14 protein-coding genes are annotated in these 17,853 nt (G+C 47.4%); 6 read left to right on the plus strand and 8 right to left on the minus strand.

What is annotated here, in order from left to right; genetic code table 11:
* Positions 1–153: 153 nt before the first annotated feature.
* From cofG to KME11_13885, 3 genes are all read right to left on the minus strand, one after another.
* Entirely contained in the window at positions 154–1,203 is a 1,050-nt protein-coding gene (gene cofG / locus KME11_13875; protein ID MBW4516297.1) for a 7,8-didemethyl-8-hydroxy-5-deazariboflavin synthase subunit CofG, read from the minus strand.
* Positions 1,204–1,221: 18 nt separating this feature from the next.
* On the minus strand, positions 1,222–3,294 hold the full coding sequence (locus KME11_13880; GenBank protein ID MBW4516298.1) for a prolyl oligopeptidase family serine peptidase: 2,073 nt from the start codon (positions 3,292–3,294) through the stop codon (positions 1,222–1,224).
* A 124-nt stretch (positions 3,295–3,418) separates the two neighbouring features.
* Positions 3,419–5,434 (minus strand): AarF/ABC1/UbiB kinase family protein, encoded by a 2,016-nt coding sequence (locus KME11_13885; protein ID MBW4516299.1) that lies wholly within the window; start codon positions 5,432–5,434, stop codon positions 3,419–3,421.
* A 492-nt stretch (positions 5,435–5,926) separates the two neighbouring features.
* On the opposite strand from KME11_13885, the gene recN reads away from it, so the two are divergent.
* The 5 genes from recN to KME11_13910 all read left to right on the plus strand — a co-directional run bounded on the left by recN (position 5,927) and on the right by KME11_13910 (position 9,419).
* Positions 5,927–7,732 (plus strand): DNA repair protein RecN, encoded by a 1,806-nt coding sequence (gene recN / locus KME11_13890; protein ID MBW4516300.1) that lies wholly within the window; start codon positions 5,927–5,929, stop codon positions 7,730–7,732.
* Positions 7,733–7,950: 218 nt separating this feature from the next.
* A complete protein-coding gene (locus KME11_13895; protein ID MBW4516301.1) occupies positions 7,951–8,259 on the plus strand; it encodes a hypothetical protein in 309 nt (102 codons plus the stop codon).
* A gap of 356 nt (positions 8,260–8,615) precedes the next feature.
* Positions 8,616–8,840: a DUF433 domain-containing protein gene (locus KME11_13900; protein MBW4516302.1), complete on the plus strand. Its 225-nt coding sequence runs from the start codon at positions 8,616–8,618 to the stop codon at positions 8,838–8,840.
* A complete protein-coding gene (locus tag KME11_13905) occupies positions 8,837–9,175 on the plus strand; it encodes a DUF5615 family PIN-like protein (GenBank protein ID MBW4516303.1) in 339 nt (112 codons plus the stop codon). The genes KME11_13900 and KME11_13905 overlap by 4 nt, the downstream gene beginning before the upstream one ends.
* A 10-nt stretch (positions 9,176–9,185) precedes the next feature.
* The gene (locus KME11_13910; protein MBW4516304.1) at positions 9,186–9,419 is read left to right on the plus strand and encodes a hypothetical protein; all 234 of its coding nucleotides are present in this window, start codon (positions 9,186–9,188) and stop codon (positions 9,417–9,419) included.
* 34 nt (positions 9,420–9,453) lie between these two features.
* Here KME11_13910 and KME11_13915 read toward each other — a convergent pair whose 3' ends face one another.
* The gene (locus KME11_13915) at positions 9,454–10,437 is read right to left on the minus strand and encodes an alpha-ketoacid dehydrogenase subunit beta (GenBank protein ID MBW4516305.1); all 984 of its coding nucleotides are present in this window, start codon (positions 10,435–10,437) and stop codon (positions 9,454–9,456) included.
* Between the two features lie 753 nt (positions 10,438–11,190).
* Between KME11_13915 and KME11_13920 the strand changes: the two genes are divergently transcribed.
* Complete coding sequence (locus KME11_13920; protein MBW4516306.1) at positions 11,191–11,781, plus strand: peptidoglycan recognition protein family protein; 591 nt, start codon at positions 11,191–11,193, stop codon at positions 11,779–11,781.
* 68 nt (positions 11,782–11,849) lie between these two features.
* On the opposite strand, the gene KME11_13925 is transcribed toward KME11_13920, so the two are convergent.
* The 4 genes from KME11_13925 to KME11_13940 form a co-directional block, all read right to left on the minus strand.
* A complete protein-coding gene (locus tag KME11_13925) occupies positions 11,850–13,031 on the minus strand; it encodes an aspartate aminotransferase family protein (GenBank protein ID MBW4516307.1) in 1,182 nt (393 codons plus the stop codon).
* Positions 13,032–13,491: 460 nt separating this feature from the next.
* Positions 13,492–13,899: an acyl-CoA thioesterase gene (locus tag KME11_13930; GenBank protein ID MBW4516308.1), complete on the minus strand. Its 408-nt coding sequence runs from the start codon at positions 13,897–13,899 to the stop codon at positions 13,492–13,494.
* Positions 13,900–14,026: 127 nt separating this feature from the next.
* Complete coding sequence (locus KME11_13935; GenBank protein MBW4516309.1) at positions 14,027–16,726, minus strand: EAL domain-containing protein; 2,700 nt, start codon at positions 16,724–16,726, stop codon at positions 14,027–14,029.
* A 160-nt stretch (positions 16,727–16,886) separates the two neighbouring features.
* Complete coding sequence (locus tag KME11_13940; GenBank protein ID MBW4516310.1) at positions 16,887–17,756, minus strand: SDR family NAD(P)-dependent oxidoreductase; 870 nt, start codon at positions 17,754–17,756, stop codon at positions 16,887–16,889.
* Positions 17,757–17,853: the final 97 nt, after the last annotated feature.

The following is a 17,853-nucleotide window of genomic DNA, read 5'->3' on the forward strand; positions in this document are numbered from 1 at the left end:
CCGATGAATTATTTGAGATAATCGATCGCTTTCCCCAGGTCAAAATCGTTCTGTTTGGGCATATTCACCATGCGTTTGAGCAGTTGCGGCACAGCGTTCGCTATGTGGGTACGCCCTCAACCTGTGTGCAGCTTAAGCCCAAAAGTGAGGTGTTTACAATTGACGCTCGCCCGCCCGGATTTCGGTTGTTGCGGCTGTATCCCGATGGGCAATATGAGACGGAAGTACGGCGAGTTGCGACCCTTGCGGCAACGGCAAAGCCGATCGCCAATGGTTAACCTGGGCGCGTAAATCAGCAGGTAATTTGTTGTCGTGGTGCGGATAAATGGGCAAGCGCGGCTGAAGTTGCCATCCGGCAGGTTGGAGCAGCGCGGCAAGATTTTCGTCGCGGGGATGGGGATAGTCGGGGTTGACTTCATCTTTGGGACTAATGCCGCCCAGATCGCTGGCTCCCGCTTGCAGACAGGCGATCAGTTGAGGCGCATAAGGAATGAGATTGGGGGGAATTTGCAACACAATATCAGCAGGTAATAAATGACGCGCAATCGCCACCAGTTCCACCAGTTGCTCGATCTCAAAAGCTTCTCCTTGCCACGCCTGATTCTGCCCCGGACTGTGCGGCTGAAGAATAACTTCTTGAATGTGTCCCCAATGGCTGTGGACTTGAGCGATCGTCTCCAAGGTTGCCACCCAATCTGCTTGGGTTTCCCCCAACCCCAACAGCAAGCCCGTGGTAAACGGGATCTGTAACTCTCCTGCCTGTTCTAGCTGCTGAAGCCGCAGCGCAGGTATTTTGCTAGGCGAATGGCGATGAACAGTTTGTAACAGCGCTGGGGTCATTTGCTCTAGCATTAACCCCATGGAAACGTTGACGGTTTTAAGCTGTGCCATTTCCTCATGAGTCAGCAACCCTGCATTGGTATGAGGTAAAAACCCAAGGCTAAGGGCAAGTTCACAAAGATCATAGATTCTTTGAAACCAATCAGAACGGCGATCGCTTTGAGGATGAACTTCGCCGCTCAGTACCAAAATTTCGATCACGCCTTGGGGTTGCAGCGATCGCAACGTGGCTTCCGCCCGTGCCAAAGTCATCCACTCATCCTGATTTGGATCAACCCGAAAGTTGCAGTAGGTGCAACGATTGAAACATTCGTAGGTGGGAACTAAGGTGTAGGCGGGGCTGTAAGTCGCTGTTAAATTCATAAATTTAAATTCATAAATTCACGTTGCAATCTCCAGGCACCGCACCAAAAAAGCCCAGCGATCGGCAATTTCTTCAATCACCTTCGCAGTGGGTTTCCCGGCTCCATGTCCTGCCTTAGTCTCAATTCTAATCATTACAGGTGCATCGCCCTGATGCGCTGCCTGTAACGCCGCTGCAAACTTAAAGCTGTGGGCTGGCACCACGCGATCGTCATGATCAGCGGTTGTAACCATCGTTGCAGGATAAGCTGTACCTGGCTTGAGATTGTGTAACGGCGAGTAGGCATAAAGTGCCTCAAACTCGTTCTCATTATCAGACGAACCGTATTCCTCGCACCACGCCCAACCAATGGTAAATTTGTGGAATCGCAGCATATCTAGTACACCCACCGCAGGCAGTGCTGCACCAAATAAATCAGGGCGCTGAGTCATGCAGGCTCCCACTAACAAGCCACCGTTACTGCCTCCGGCGATCGCCAATTTCTTCGACGATGTATATTGATTCGCAATCAGCCATTCTGCTGCCGCAATAAAATCATCAAATACATTTTGTTTACGCTGTTTTACGCCTGCCTGATGCCACTCTTCGCCATACTCGCCGCCGCCACGCAAATTAGGAACGGCGTAAATTCCACCTAACTCCATCCACACTAAATTACTAGGCGAAAAAGACGGGGTAATGGAAATATTAAAACCGCCGTAAGCATAAAGATAAGTCGGGTTATTTCCATCTAATACCAGTCCCTTTTTATGGGTAATAAACATAGGCACTTTGGTACCATCTTTGCTGTCGTAAAAAACCTGCTGAGTTTCATATTGCGAGGGGTCAAAATCTACATCAGGCTCTCGGAAAAGGCTGCTCTCTCCCGTCACCATGTTGTATCGGTAAATGGTATTGGGCGTGGTAAACCCAGTAAAGCTGTAAAAGGTTTCGGTGTCGTGGCGCTTGCCGCCAAAGCCACCTGCCGAGCCAAGTCCAGGCAGTTCAATTTCCCGTACGAATGCGCCCGTTAGGTCAAAGATTTTGATTTGAGTATGGGCATCTTTAAGGTAACTCGCAACAAATTGGTTATTAAGTAAGCCTATACCTTCTAGAGTTTCGTCAGCTTGAGGAATGATTTCGTGAACGGTATTGGGATTGGTGATGTCAATGGCGATCGCGCGTTTTCGAGAGGCATCTAAATCTGTTTCAAACCAAAAAGTTGTACCATCATTATCAATAAAACTATAACTGGCTTCAAACTCAGAAATTAACTCTACAACCGGGTTCTTGGAATTACCCAGATCCTTGTAAAACACCAAATTTTTAGGCTGGCTACCCCTCCAGACGGAAATGATTAGATAACGTCCATCTTCTGTGACTCCACCGCTAAAACCCCATTCTTTTTGGTCTGGACGTTCATAAATTAATACGTCTTCGGCTTGCGTTGTGCCCAAGCGATGATAGTAAAGCTTCTGAAAATAATTAACATCTTCTAGCTTTGTTTCTGCGTTTGGTTCAGCATAGCGTGAGTAGAAAAATCCCTGGTTATCCTGTGTCCAAGAAGCCCCCGAAAACTTAATCCACTGGAGATGATCGGGCAAATCTTCTCCAGTTTCTATATCGCGCACTTTCCACTCTTGCCAGTCAGAACCTGCTGTCGATAAGCCATACGCCATCAGGCGGGCATCTTCGCTGATGGATAAGCCAGAGAGGGCAACAGTGCCATCGGCTGATAACGTGTTGGGGTCGAGCAATACTTTGGGCTCGGCATCTAAAGCAGGCAGGGTATAGAGAACACTTTGGTTTTGTAAGCCGTCGTTTTTGAAATAAAAATAGCGATCGCCCTCCTTAAAAGGAATCCCAAACTTCTCATAATCCCAAAGCTTTGTGAGGCGCTGCTTTAAGGTTTCTCGAATGGGAATGTCGTTGAGATAAGCAAAGGTGACTTGGTTTTGCGCTTCAATCCAGGCTTGACTCTCTTCAGAATTAGGATCTTCGAGCCAGCGATAAGGGTCGGCGATCGCTTGACCATGATAATCGTCTACTTGATCAACAGTAGCCGTAATGGGGTAGCTCAGTTTAGTCGGAATCTGATCAGACTGAAGCATAGGGAAAGTTCTGAACGACAGTTCTTAATCTAGCGTGTTCCTTCAGATCAGTGCTCATAAAAAAAGTCTCTCCTTAGAAAGACTTTCGATACAATGCCAGAAAATAGAATGCCAGAAAATAGAATTACCTAGAAACAGGGAGCTTCGGCACCAGTGTGCCTAATGTTTGCCCATTTTGACTTGCCCGAGTAGGCTCTCGTAGTAGCACCTCACGGATCAGCCTTGCAGCCGCTCTTTGCGCCAATCCACCTGCAATATGCTGTCCCATCTCATGTAATTCAGGCTTAAAAAACAAGCGAGGTACCAAAGGAACCAGAAGCGCAGGATCAAATCCAGGTGTTTCGCGCAGCATCCCAACAATTCCTAAAATCCGATCCAAATTGCTGGGTTCAGGAGCCGCAACTCCCTTTTGAACGGATTTAGATTTACCGTTAGACGACTCAGCCCAGCCCAGCCAGCCCTCCACATTATGCTTAACCTGGTCTAGAGCATTACGCCCCAAATCATCAACCCCTTTAACAATTTCTTCTGCCAGCGAGTCTCGAATAAATTCTCCTCGCTCTGAAAAAAGAAACTCAACCGTCTGCTCTAACACCTGATTAATGTCATAGTCTTGACTCTCCTGAGCATTGTTTAACAAATTCTCTAATCGATTCCAACGGAAACTACCGTCCTTAAATAGAAGATCTTGCAAGGAAGTTCTAAGTTCAGGTGACTGGTCGGTGAGCAAGCGCTTAGCAACGTAGGGGTAGGCTTTACTCAGCACTTTAAATTCAGGATCAACGTTAATGGCAATTCCTTCTAACGTCACCAACGATCGAATAATTAAGGCGTAGTAGGCAGGCACCCGAAATGGGAAGTCGTACATCACCTGAGAGAGTTGATCGGTAATACTCTTAAAATTAAGTGCTGCCACACTAGCGCCCAAAGCCCCATCAAACACAGACTTAAGAGCAGGAATAATAGGAGTCAAATCAGTTTCAGGTGTTAAAAACTCCAGCTTTACATAGTCATTTGCCAAGCCATCAAAGTCACGGTTAACCAAATGCACCACTGCTTCAATCAGACCATAGCGCTGATAGGGCTGCACTTCACTCATCATGCCAAAGTCTAGATAAGCCAGCTTGCCATCGGGTGTTGCCAGCAGGTTACCTGGATGAGGATCAGCGTGGAAAAAGCCATGCTCTAGCAATTGCAGTAGAGAGCATTGAACGCCTACTTCCACCATGTAGCGAGCATCTAGCCCTAGCTCACGAATTTCTTGGGGATTGGTCAACTTAACCCCATTAATCCATTCCATGGTTAGCACACGCCGACCGCTGTACTGCCAATAAATTCGAGGCACGTAAATATCTTGCACATGTCCATAAAGTTGAGCAAATCGCTCAGCATTACGACCTTCGTGGGCGTAGTCCATTTCTTCAAAAATGCGAGCACCAAATTCGTCCATGATGCCAACAATATCGCTGCGAACCCGTTTAATATTGCTGCTTGTCCACGCTGCTATTTGCCGCAAAATGTACAAGTCTAAAGTGATGAGTTGCGCCAAACCAGGACGCTGAACTTTAACGGCAACGGTTTCGCCACTCTTAAGTTTACCTTTGTAAACCTGCCCTAGCGATGCAGCGGCGATCGGGTCAGCAGTCAGTTCAGCGTAGATATTTTCGGGGCGATCGCCCAATTCTTCCTCAATGAACTGGTATGCTAATTCGTTAGGAAAGGGGGGCAGTTGATCTTGTAGCTGCGTTAGCTCTTCTAAGTACTGGGGCGGCACCAGATCAGGGCGAGTTGAAAGCGCTTGTCCAATTTTGATATATGCCGGACCTAGACCCGTTAGGACCTCTCGTACCCGAATAGCACGTTTACGTTGATTCTTCTCAATTTGTCCGGTTTGCTTATCCCAGAGCAACGCTAGAACAAAGGTTAGGAAAGTCCACACAATTCCTAAAAGCCGTCCCCATACTTTGAACGGGCGCTTACCATACTCAGCCGCGATCGCTTCTGGGTCATATCGTGGCGCTTCGGGTTCATCGACCACATGGATTGACTTAAGATGCTCTTGGGGCGCAGGATGGAGTTCACTCTCCATCACCACAGCCGGAACGGAAGACGAATTAGAATTTGGAGTTACGGTTTGCATGAGGGACGACAAGTGGAGGAGAGTTGGGCAGTGCTGAGTCTTTCGGTTTTCTTTAAAGGTAGTTGAGGTGATTCTGGCAGAAGCAAGCGATAGCTGAAAGTAGGATTGCGCGAAACCAAAGGTAGTTAAATCACAATAATCTCTACATGTAACGTATTGTAACAGTAGCTTTAAGATTGTTCCTATCTTCCGCCTGATAGATTCGGTTGAGGCGTTAAGAAATCAGGCGATCGCTTCCCAAGGTAGCTTTCCCTCAGGCTTTAGATCCTCCTCTAGAGTTCTCTGCCAATCTAAATTTCTCTAATATTTCCTCAAAAAACATCTCATTTTCCGTGTGACGTTCCATGTAACGCATAGTCAAAACTAGGCGTTCTTCGTCTACATTTGTACTAGTCTATTGAGAACACCTGTACCTCATCCGCTAGAGCACCATTCATTCCTTGATTCTCGATAAACTTGTAACTATCAACCCCCGGTCATCGTATTGAAATCATGCTGATCTCTCTTCAGATTGAAAACTTCGCTTTGGTCGATCGCCTCGACTTAGAGTTGGGCACTGGGTTAAACGTTTTGACCGGAGAAACCGGAGCCGGGAAGTCCATTATTCTTGATGCGCTGGATGCAGCGCTAGGTGGCAAAGTATCTAGCCGAGTTATTCGCACGGGGGCAGAGCGGGCGGTTGTTGAGGCGACGTTTGATCTTGATCCGGGGCTGCTGGGCTGGTTAGCAGAGCAGCAGATTGAATTAGTTGATGATGTATCGCTAGTCTGTAGCCGAGAATTAGTGGCGGCGCGAAGCGGGGTGCGGAGCCGATCGCGGGTTAACGGAGTGCTGGTGAATAAAGCTCAGATGGATGATCTGCGCGATCGCCTCCTCGAAATTACTGCCCAAGGACAAACCCTACTGCTAGGCAAAGCAACCCTTCAGCGCGAATGGCTAGACGGCTTTGGCGGCGTACATCTGGTTGAACAACGCGAGAGCGTCGCTGATGTTTTTATGGCAGCCCAGCAAGCATTCAAAGCCCTAGACAAACGTCGCCAATTTGAACAACAGCGCCTCCAACAGCTTGATCTCTTTGAATATCAAGCCAAAGAACTGACTGCCGCCAACCTCAGCGATCCTGATGAACTGACCCAGCTTGAGCAGGAACGCCAGCGCCTCAGCCATAGCGTTGAACTTCAGCAGCAAAGCTATCGGGTCTACCAAGCCCTTTACCAAAACGATCGCGGCTCTGAAGCTTGCGCCGACTTACTGGGCACCGCTGAAAATACACTGATTGACATGACTCGTTACGACAGTTCTTTGCAGCCCATTTTAGAACTGGTGATTGAAGCGATGGCGCAGGTTGAAGAAGCGGGACGACAGATTAATGCCTATGGGGAGGCATTGGAAACTGACCCCGATCGCCTCCAAACTGTCGAAGATCGTATTCTTGAACTGAAGCAAATTTGTCGTAAGTATGGTCCTACCCTGGTCGAAGCGATCGCCCACAGCCAGCGCGTTCAACAAGAGCTTGCTGAACTGAGTGGCAGCAGTCAATCTTTAGAAGTTTTAGAGCAGAATTATCAAGCAATTCAGGCAGAGCTTTTGCAGTCTTGCAACAAACTGACTGAACAACGCAAGCAAGCTGCTCGTCAGTTGGAGGGGCTTTTGCTCAAAGAGTTAAAGCCGCTTGCCATGGATAAAGTGCAGTTCAAAGTAGAAATTAGCCCTAGCCAGCCCACTGCCATGGGGAGCGATCGCATCAGCTTCGTTTTCAGCCCCAACCCTGGCGAACCCCTGAAGCCGATGACAGAAATTGCGTCGGGCGGTGAAATGAGTCGGTTCTTGTTGGCGCTTAAAGCTTGCTTCTCTCAGGTCGATTCGGTGGGCACGATGGTATTTGATGAGATTGATGTGGGCGTTTCGGGGCGAGTTACCCAGGCGATCGCTGAAAAGCTGCATCAACTCAGCCATCGACACCAAGTTTTGTGCGTGACTCACCAGCCGATTGTGGCAGCGATCGCCGATCATCATTTTCGCGTTGATAAACAAGTTATTGATCCAGCCAATGGCAAACGGGGCAAAGCCAAATCAACCGCATCAGAAGACGTGCGAACTGTGGTGAGAGTCATGCCCTTAAACGAACATCAACGGCGAGAAGAATTAGCGCAACTGGCAGGCGGTCAATCGGATCAAGAGGCGATCGCTTTTGCAGATTCTCTACTGTTGCAAGCTGCCAATACGCGAAGTCAAAACAATCCATCTTTAACCGTTGCATCTAAATCAGCAGCAAAAACTAAAACTCGTTCTAGATAGGAGAACCACATTTACCTAAACTATTACAGACAGCTTATGAATGAAAGATTCAGGATGTTATGCGGAAAGTTTTAGTCCATCCACCTAATTTGGGGTAATATGCATAAAATTTCTTCCTAATAAGATTGCTAGGCGGCTCAGCCTACTTGCAATGAGATCACACAAAGATACTTATAGGATATTTCAGTGTTTGAATTATCATATATGCTTTCATTTCTATGAAAAGGTTTACGTGGAAAATTCCCGAAGATAGCCTACTGCACGAACATATCAAAAATAACAACCTAAGTACTGAGCGAGAGCGTCTAGAGCGTTACAAGTTTATATGGGAAGAATTCGGGGCTCCCACTGATATGCTCTTAGCTGGAGGTATTCCAGCAATATTTGCACTGAATGAGATGAAGATTGCGTTTATAAATGGTCAGTACATGGCAACTGTTCTATTGGCGCAAGTTTTCATTGAACATTCCTTAGGGGGATACTTTGCAACCAGCGACAATACAGCTATTTCAGCAAAGGTTTTTTAAAGTTAATAGATGAGGCATTTTCGATTGGATATATCAGTTTAGAGCTATCAGAGCATCTTCATGAGTTGAGGAAAATATGTAACCCTTATATTCATGCCAATGTTGGGTTAACTTCCAAAAGCTACATGGGCAGATTCTTAGAGCAGCAAGCTACTGATCCTGATACCCTCGCAGAACGGGATGCACGTAAGGCTATACAGATACTTGCGGATTTTATACGTTTTCAAGCACCAGATTGGCACCCAAGTAATCAAGGCTTTCAGGAATGAGAGGAACTTCAATAGCATGGACAGGTTATACCAATGTCTAGCAATACATCTATAGCAGGATCAAGATTTATTCTGGAGTAAAGCCATATGTCAGATTTGCTTAAAAGAATTACGATTAATCTACAACAGTGTGGTGGTCGCCCTTGTATTCGAGGGATGAGAATTAGGGTCTCAGATGTACTGGATTTATTCGCCGCTGGACTGAGTACTAAGCAGATTTTAGAAGAGATGCCTGATTTAGAGGCAGATGATTTGAAGGCAGCACTTCTATATGCCTCACGTAGACTTAATCATCCGGTGCTGGTTGCATGACAATTTGGGTAGACGCGCATTTGTCCCCTGCAATTGCAGTTTGGATTAGCATCACTTTTGGAGTTACAGCATTAGCTTTACGAGATATTGGTTTGAGAGATGCTGAAGATCCTGAGATTTTTGAGGCAGCAAAAGCCCAAGACGTTATCTTTATCACTAAAGACAGTGATTTTGTTGATCTGGTCGATCGCCTTGGCTCACCACCGCAGATTATCTGGTTGACCTGCGGTAACACCTCAAATATCCGGTTACAAGAGATTTTGAGTGCTACTTTGCCAAAAGCCCTGGAACTACTACGATCGGGTGAAACTTTAATTGAAATCAGCGGAGAGTAGCAGATTGACTATGAAAACAGAGCAAGCGAACGTAAATCAGTTTGCAGTATGCCTGAACAACGAAAGCTACAAGGCATCACTGGAGGTCGGCAAAATATACCGATTAATTGATGATGAGGAAGCAAGGGCAAACGGGTTAATTCGGATTATTGATGAGAGCAGTGAAGACTACGCTTTTTCTATAAATCGGTTCTACCCGATCGCAGTGCCTAAGCCCATAGAAGAGGTTTTGCTAGCGTGCTAATAGGAGCAGCGGCACAACAATGGCGTTTCTCACCCTAAACTCTCAGACCCACCATTTTTTGCACCGCCTCAACAATTTGGGCAGGCTGCACGATCGTCAGGTTTTCTAGACCGCCGTTGTAGGGCGTGGGAATATCTTGAGAGGCAAGACGGAGAACGGGTGCATCTAGCTCATCGAAGAGGCGATCGTTAATAGAAGCAGTTACCTCTGCACCAATACCGCCCGTTCGCATACATTCTTCAACAATGATGACTCGATGGGTTTTGCGAATGGAGGTACCGATCGTCTCAAAATCTAAGGGTTTTAAGGAAATGAGATCAATCACTTCTGGATCATAACCTTGTTGCACCAATGGCTTCACCGCCGTCATCACATGATGCCGCATTCGGGAGTAGGTCAAAATCGTCACATCTTTGCCCGATCGCACCATTTCAGCTTTGTCGAGCGGCAAAACGTACTCGCCTTCGGGCAAATCTTCCTTGAGGTTGTAAAGCAATACGTGTTCAAAGAATAGAACTGGGTTATCGTCCCGAATGGCGGCTTTTAGTAGACCCTTGGCATTGTACGGCGTTGAACAAGCCACCAGCTTTAAGCCGGGAACACCTTGGAAATAAGCTTCGAGTCGTTGGGAATGCTCTGCGCCCAACTGCCGACCGACTCCACCAGGGCCGCGAATCACCATCGGGATTTTGTAGTTACCGCCTGATGTATAGCGCAACATCCCGGCATTGTTGGCAATTTGGTTGAATGCTAAGAGCAGGAAGCCCATGTTCATGCCTTCAATAATGGGTCTTAGCCCGGTCATTGCGGCACCGACTGCCATTCCTGTGAAACTATTTTCGGCGATCGGGGTATCTAATACTCTAAGATCACCGTATTTTTTGTGGAGATCTTTCGTCACTTTGTAGGAGCCGCCATAGTGCCCCACGTCTTCACCCAATACAAAAACTGAGGAGTCGCGAGCCATTTCCTCATCGACGGCTTCGCGGAGGGCGTTGAATAAAAGGGTTTCTGCCATGGGGGGGAACTCTAAATGGTCTGAATTTTGCTAAGTTATCTAGATTACGATTTTAACGGGTTGGGGGGCTAATTCCTGCACCTGATTATACTGATGAACCATTTTCCCGATTCAACCCTGAAAGTTCCTGGTTTTAGGTCGATAAATGTATCTGATCGGACTTGATTAGAACTGTAGAAGTAAGAGACGATAGTCTGATGTGGGATTGGGAGTGGCATGAAGTTTGATATTTTGCATCAGGTTAACCAAAAGATTGGGTCTATCCGATCGCTTAGAATTCAGTCCACGACGCTAAAACTGGTGGCTTTGGGCTTAGCGGCATTGTTGGGCGTTTTAATTTTAGGAGGTATTCAGGCGATCGCTCGGGTTGATAGTGCCCTTGCCCCCAACGCCGCCACAGAATTTGCTTCCCATCCTATCCCGTCTTCTCGTTCCTCCCCACTGCCCTCTTCTCAACCGATCGCCAAGACAACTTCACCTCAGTTCCCCTTGTCAGCCTCTCAGCCCAACCTAGCAAAGCGCCCTGCTTTGCAGATACCGCAGGGGTCGCAATCTCAAGCCTCTCCCGCAGCCCCCAGCCCTGTCCCTAGCAGTCAGCCTGCTGGCTCTCCATCACCTCAAGCCAGCCCCGCAACTCAACCTGCAAACCGTCCGGAGACTCGTCAGCCCGTTCGCCCCTCTCCTGCGGCTCCTATTGCTGCGCCCGCCCTTGCCCCCATTGCTCCCGTTTTCTCTACGCCTAATCCGGCAGTCATGACGCGCGTCCCAGCATTGGCGAATGCGCCCGCTGATCCCAGTAACTATGGCGATCGCTATGCTACAGATATTTACGGTAGACCCGTTAGCAACGCCCTGCTCGTAGTTCTTCATGAAACAGTCGGTTCCGCTAGTAGTGCCGTCAATACTATGCAGGCACCTCACCTCAACGAAGACGATCAGGTTAGCTATCACAGTATTATCAAGCGAGACGGCACTGTAATCTACGTCGTTGCCCCTGAAAAACGAGCCTTTGGGGCTGGGAACTCTGTCTTTAACGGAGCGAATGGGCCCGAAGCGGTCAAAACTCACAAAGATTTTCCGCCTTCGGTCAATAACTTTGCCTATCATATTTCTCTGGAAACGCCTGGTGATGGCGGCAATTCTGCCCAAACTCACAGCGGCTACACCAGCCAGCAGTATCAGTCTTTAGCTTGGCTAGTTGCCTGGACTAACGTTCCCTACGATCGCATTACGACTCATCGAGCCGTTGACCAATCTGGCTCGCGCATTGATCCTAGAAGCTTTGACAATCAACAGTTAGTGGCTCAACTGCAAAGTTATTCGCGTGATACTGCTCAGCGGTAGCTTTTCCTGCCTTACAAAGCCCCCCGACTTGTTGAAGAAATCGGAGGACTTTACACTTTGAAGGATGATTACGAAAGACAAGCCATAGCCTGAGTAACCACCTGGAGCGCTTCATCCACTTCACCTGCGCTCACAACCAGCGGCGGCACAAAGCGCACGACCTTGGGCCCAGCAGGCACCAGCAACAAGCCCTGTTCCATCGCTTCTTTAACTAAATTAATTGAAGTCAACTCAACCTCAGGATGCAGCACCAAGCCGTTAATTAAACCCCAACCGCGCACTTCAGCAATGATTTGAGGGTACTGAGCAGCGATCGCCCTTAACCCATCCCGGAGTTGCTCACCCCGCGCCTGGACATTTGCCAGCAGGTTTTCGCGCTCTAGAGTCTCACAAACTTTTAACGCCACACCGCAGACAAACGGATTGCCGCCGTAGGTGCTGGCGTGATCGCCGGGTTGGAACACATCGCAGAACGACTTGCAGAGCGTTGCGCCAATGGGAATGCCGCCGCCTAGACCCTTCGCCGAGGTGAAAATATCAGGTTCAATGCCCAAATTCTCGTAGCCCCAGTAATGCCCAGTGCGCCCCATGCCCACCTGCACCTCATCAAGGATTAGCAGAATGCCTTTCTCATCGCAAATTTGCCGCACTCGCTGGAAGTAAGCCCGATCGCCTGGACGAACGCCCCCTTCTCCTTGTAGCGCTTCTAGCATAATGGCAGTGACTTGACGATCGGTGCTATCGAGCAGGGCGATCGCCTCTTCAATTGCCGAAATATCGTTATAGGGAACGTAATAAAACCCAGGCACCAGCGGATCAAAGTTTTTTTGATACTTAGGCTGTCCTGTTGCCGTCACCGTTGCTAAGGTTCGTCCATGGAAACTCGCGTGGGCAGTGATAATGATGGGGCTTTCGATGCCCATGACGGTGTGGGCATACTTCCGCGCCAATTTAATTGCCCCTTCGTTGGCTTCGGCTCCAGAGTTGCAGAAAAAGGCGCGATCGGCACATGAATGTTCGACCAGCCACTTGGCGAGTTCTCCTTGCTCGGCAACATAGTAGAGGTTAGAAACATGGTGGAGTTTTTTGATCTGCTGACTCACTGCTTCAACCATCACCGGATGGGCATGACCTAGTGTACAGGTTGCAATACCTGCCACAAAATCTAGATACTCTCGCCCATTTGTGTCCCAAACGCGACAGCCTGCTCCATGATCTAACGCCAGTGCAAACCGACCATAGGTAGACATAACATACTGATCGAACTCAGCAGTGTTAAAAGCGACCTGCTCAAAATGGGCTGAAGGAACTTGAGCAGATAGGTGAGGTGCGATCGTGGGAACTAGAATTTCTGGACTCACAGGGATGCCTCCTGATGGCAGGGTAGATTACAAAAAATCGTCAGTGTTAGGGGTTGTCAGTGTTAAAGAGAAATCAATTTCTGTTCAGCAATGCTGAAACAGCGTAGTGTCAGCCAGGATACTGATCTTAAGACAGCTTGTTAGTGCATGTTATAAGTTCTGGAAGAATTTCTAGATATTCTGAGCGTTAATTCTATCAATCACTAGCTCTCAAAACTCCTATAGCTATGCCAATAGCGGCGATCGCTCTCTGCAATTCCTAGTTATATTGATGCTTAAAAATGTCATGATTTGATAGGTTCTGCAAGAGCGTTAAGCCGTGGAAGCGCTAGACTCCTGCAACTACTGCCTACGCTGCTTGCAACCATTGCATAATTTCGGTAGGCAAGTCGAGCCGAGTCCGAGTGACTGGATCAATGCAAACATGAACAGTGGTTGCTTGACTAATAGGATTCTCAGGTTCTTTCAATAGAAGAATGCTATACGAGATTTCAAATTTTCTGGGATTAAGGTAAGCAGGCTTTACCTGGATTTCATACTCTAGCCCACAGAACATAGGGCAGAGAAAGTCTACCCTGGCATGGACAATGGGCAGGGCAAAGGCTGAATGGGTAAAAAACTCTCTGAGGTTAAAACCCGTATTCGCTAGAGAAGCTTCGTAGGCTTCGTGGCACATTGCCAGAACGTTGGCAAAGTAAACAACGCCAGCAGCATCGGTATCTTGGAAGTGAATGGTGCGAGAGTGGTGGAATGACATGGAAAACGAAGCTGTAGTTTTTTGGTGTTGCTGAAAGTCCGAAGCTACTCGAAGCTCTTTTCTTAAAGGACAGGGATGAGAAGAGGTTTCTCTGGCTATACTGCTGGATCACTTTAAAGCTTGGTATTTATTGTAAAGCAGCGAACTCTTGATTTCGATACAGTTGGACTGCTGCTGCTGCGGGCAGGGGTTTACTAAAGAAGTAGCCTTGCATAGCATCACAACCCACCGCGCCTAAAAACTCCTGTTGCTCTGCCGTTTCTACCCCCTCAGCAATCACAGCTAGGTTCAATCCATGTCCCAAGGCTACGATCGCCCGAATCAAAGAAGCATCTTTGGCATCGGTCGTCAAATCTTTGATAAACGCCCGGTCTATCTTCAACGTATGCAAAGGAAATTGCTTGAGCGTAGCTAACGAAGAATACCCTGTCCCAAAATCATCCAGCGAAATGTAAACTCCCATTGCCTGCAATTCTTCCAAAATCGAAATGGTCACGCTGATATCCTGCATGGCAATACTCTCAGTAATCTCAACTTCTAAGTATTGCGGCTCTAACCCTGTTTCAGCCAAGATGCGATCGATTGACTTCACCAGGCTATGCTGCTGAAACTGACGAGCCGACAGGTTAACAGCGATGCGAATGGGCGGCAACCCTGCTTCCTGCCAAGCTCGATTCTGGGCACAAGCAGTTTGTAGTACCCACTCCCCGATCGCCTTAATCTGTCCAGTTTCTTCAGCTAAAGGAATAAATTGAATAGGCGGTACCAACCCTCGCTCAGGATGCTGCCAGCGCACCAATGCCTCCATTGCCACGATCTTTCCTGTCTTGAGGTTAACCTGGGGTTGGTAGTGCAACAAAAACTCATTCCGATTCAACGCTCGATAAAGGTCATTGACTAGCACCAGTTGGTCAAGTGCCTGGGTATTCATATCCGGTGCATACAATTGGAAATCATTTTTGCCCTGTTGTTTTGCCCGGTACATGGCTCTATCCGCATTTTTTAACAGCGTTTCTGCATCTTCTCCATCGTAAGGAGCCAGGGCAATACCAATACTGGTGGTGACGTGAATTTCCTGTCCATGGCAATCAAACGAAGTTTTAAGGGTTTTGAGAATCCGTTTCGCAATCTTAGTGGCATCATGGGCAGATCGAACCTGGGGCAAGATTAGCGTAAACTCATCGCCTCCCCAACGGGCGATCGTATCGCTAGGTTTTAGGCATTTAGCTAGGCGATGAGCCACTTGTTGTAATAACTGGTCACCACTGGCGTGCCCTAAAGTATCGTTAATCGTTTTAAAGCGATCGAGATCAAGAAACATTACTGCCAGCATTTCGCCCCATTGATGGGCATACGCCAATGCCAGCGAGAGCCGCTTATCAAATAAGACTCGGTTGGGTAATCCAGTTAGAGGGTCATGAGAGGCTTGATGCCGAATCATATCCTCAACCCGTCGCTGCATCACTGCCATGTACAGATGCGTGCCTAAGGCTTGCGCCAGTTTGACATCATCAACACTCCATTGTTGTGCCTGTCCCTTTTTAACTTCTTGCCACGCTTCAAAAGACTGGCGAGGACGAGTATTGCGATCGTCCGGATTGCACTGCCCTGCCCACAACTTTTCTGTGTCAATTTCGGCACGAAAAATACTGAGACAGCCAATGCACTGATTTTGATATTGCAATGGGACAATCAAAATTGAGCGAATTGCTGTTTTCTCGAAGGCAGGGGCTAAGAATTGAAGTTGGGGTTCTTGGTAAAGATCGTCAATGCTGTGAAGTTGAGGGGTAGTTGTGGAGGAGGCAGTACTGGAATGATCGAATAGAGGACGATCTGTGGTTGCAGGTAGCTTGACCTCATCATCTTTGCTTCCCTCATCATCTTTGCTTCCCTCATCATCTTTGCTCAACCCGTCCCCCTCGATTAACCCATCCTCGCTAACTTCTAGAGCCGTGTCGGCGATCGTTCCCATGGCTTGTTGCCAGAAACGGCTTTCTTCCAAGTAAGGCAGCGTCGGCTGCTCACCAGAGACATAAAGTTGAGCGGGCTGTCCAATGGCATCATCGCCGATATAGAGCCTACCTCCGTTGCCTCTAAAAGCTTCAATCGCTTGGTCTAACACAGATTGTCTAATCTGAGCAATGTCATAAGGAGAATGCAATATTCGACTGAGTTGGTTAATCATTGACTCATGCCGAACTTGCTGCCGAGTCTGGGATAAAAGATTGGCTTGAGCAATGGCGATCGAGAGTTGATCGACTAGAATTTGCACCACTTGTAACTCATCCTGGCAATACTGATGCGGTGCTGCATGGTGTGACACCAACAACCCCCAAAGCTGATTTTGGTGAAGAATGGGAATGACTAGCGAAGAGTAAACGCCCATTGTCGCCAGGTACTCAGCATGACAGGGATCAACTGGACTATAGCGAATCTGCTCAACGTCTAAATGTTCACCTGTCTCTGAATTGTCAAGCTGATTTAATATTTTGCGTTGAGAGGCAACATCAACAATGACTCGTAGGCGAGACTTAATAAACAAGTCGCGGGCATGAGGAGGAATATCACTAGCGGGAAAACTAAGACCCCGCAACGAGGGTAGAAGGTTGCCTCGAATAGATTCTGCTACAACCTCGCCACTGCTATCGGGGTGGAAGCGATAAATCTTAACGCGATCTGTTTCTAAAAACGCGCAGGTTTCTTTAGCAGTAGTATCCAGAATCTCTTGCAGTTCTAACGATTGGCGAATTCGGTTAGTGATGCGATGGAGAACGCCTTGATAGTCGAAGATCTGCCGCTGAGTTTTTGTCTGGTTTCTACGTTTCATAGCTGGTTGCGTTTTAGATGGTTCAACACTCTCCTCTTCAAAATACCCTAAATGTATCTTAAAGCACCTCGGATATCTAGTTTAAGATTCGTTGCATCAACACTTTGAACAGGCTTAATTAAAAGTTAATTAAGATAATCTAGGGGAAGGAGCGATCGCCCTACAAAGTATTTGGCATTAAGCTTAAAGACCAATCCCAAAATTCTCGGCAAAATTCGTCCTGGTTAGCGATCGGATTGGGAGATCTAATTGTTTTGTTTGCCCAATATAGACCACTAGGATTGAATTGATGAGAGGCTAGGGCGATCGCTGTTTCGGCTCCTTTACGAGGTGTCACTAACTTTCCAGTTGCGTAGCCAACCCATACAAAAGGCTTCATCAACTGCGTATAAAACGGGCTAGCGTTGCGATAAAATAACCTTGTATTGACCACGCCTGGATGAACAGCGTAACTACTAATAGGAGGCTCCTGAAACCGTTGATTAAGTTCTTTAGTAAACAAAACTTGAGCTAATTTTGACTCTCGGTAAGACTTCATTGCCTGATAAGAATCAGAGGAGCAATAAGCGTCTTCTTCATACTTTTTAATTGAGTCATTTACTCCTTTTTCACTAGACAAAGACGAAATACTAATGACCTTTCTTATGAACGAGGTTAGTAATGCTTCCTTTAGTAAATTAAACAAGTAAAAATGACTTAGATAGTTTGCTTGAAACTGCAACTCAAATCCATCTTGAGTTTGAGTATAAGGCGGAGTCATGATCCCTGCATTGAAGATTAAACAGTCAATTGTGGGGAAAGCTGCTTTAATCATTTCTGCACCCGCTTTTATTGATTGAAAAGATGCCAGATCTAGCGAGAAAACTGTTGCTTGAATAGCTATATCTTGTTGTTTCATTTTTTGCAAGGCTGCGTTGCCTTTAGCGATCGATCGCGTGCATAAAATTAGCTCGTGCCCCAGTTTTCCCAAACTCAGGGCAGTCTCGTAGCCCATGCCGCTATTGGCTCCGGTAATCAATGTGGTCGGCATTACATTGTTAATTAATTGCTAGTTGAATCTTAAAGCAGTTTGCAGCACAAATTGCAGCATAAATAATGCACTGCGATCGCGGGCTGCGATAGGGTTG

The organism is Timaviella obliquedivisa GSE-PSE-MK23-08B (assembly GCA_019358855.1).
GTDB lineage: Bacteria > Cyanobacteriota > Cyanobacteriia > Elainellales > Elainellaceae > Timaviella > Timaviella obliquedivisa.

Coding starts and splice junctions, on each gene's coding strand:
- KME11_13900 (MBW4516302.1), top strand. CDS start 8,616: ATGTCAGATTTGCTTAAAAGAATTACGATTAATCTACAACAGTGTGGT.
- KME11_13920 (MBW4516306.1), top strand. CDS start 11,191: ATGACGCGCGTCCCAGCATTGGCGAATGCGCCCGCTGATCCCAGTAAC.
- KME11_13915 (MBW4516305.1), bottom strand. CDS start 10,437: ATGGCAGAAACCCTTTTATTCAACGCCCTCCGCGAAGCCGTCGATGAG.
- KME11_13940 (MBW4516310.1), bottom strand. CDS start 17,756: ATGCCGACCACATTGATTACCGGAGCCAATAGCGGCATGGGCTACGAG.
- KME11_13910 (MBW4516304.1), top strand. CDS start 9,186: ATGAAAACAGAGCAAGCGAACGTAAATCAGTTTGCAGTATGCCTGAAC.
- KME11_13925 (MBW4516307.1), bottom strand. CDS start 13,031: ATGTCTACCTATGGTCGGTTTGCACTGGCGTTAGATCATGGAGCAGGC.
- KME11_13880 (MBW4516298.1), bottom strand. CDS start 3,294: ATGCTTCAGTCTGATCAGATTCCGACTAAACTGAGCTACCCCATTACG.
- KME11_13895 (MBW4516301.1), top strand. CDS start 7,951: ATGAAAAGGTTTACGTGGAAAATTCCCGAAGATAGCCTACTGCACGAA.
- recN (MBW4516300.1), top strand. CDS start 5,927: ATGCTGATCTCTCTTCAGATTGAAAACTTCGCTTTGGTCGATCGCCTC.
- KME11_13905 (MBW4516303.1), top strand. CDS start 8,837: ATGACAATTTGGGTAGACGCGCATTTGTCCCCTGCAATTGCAGTTTGG.
- cofG (MBW4516297.1), bottom strand. CDS start 1,203: ATGAATTTAACAGCGACTTACAGCCCCGCCTACACCTTAGTTCCCACC.
- KME11_13930 (MBW4516308.1), bottom strand. CDS start 13,899: ATGTCATTCCACCACTCTCGCACCATTCACTTCCAAGATACCGATGCT.
- KME11_13885 (MBW4516299.1), bottom strand. CDS start 5,434: ATGCAAACCGTAACTCCAAATTCTAATTCGTCTTCCGTTCCGGCTGTG.
- KME11_13935 (MBW4516309.1), bottom strand. CDS start 16,726: ATGAAACGTAGAAACCAGACAAAAACTCAGCGGCAGATCTTCGACTAT.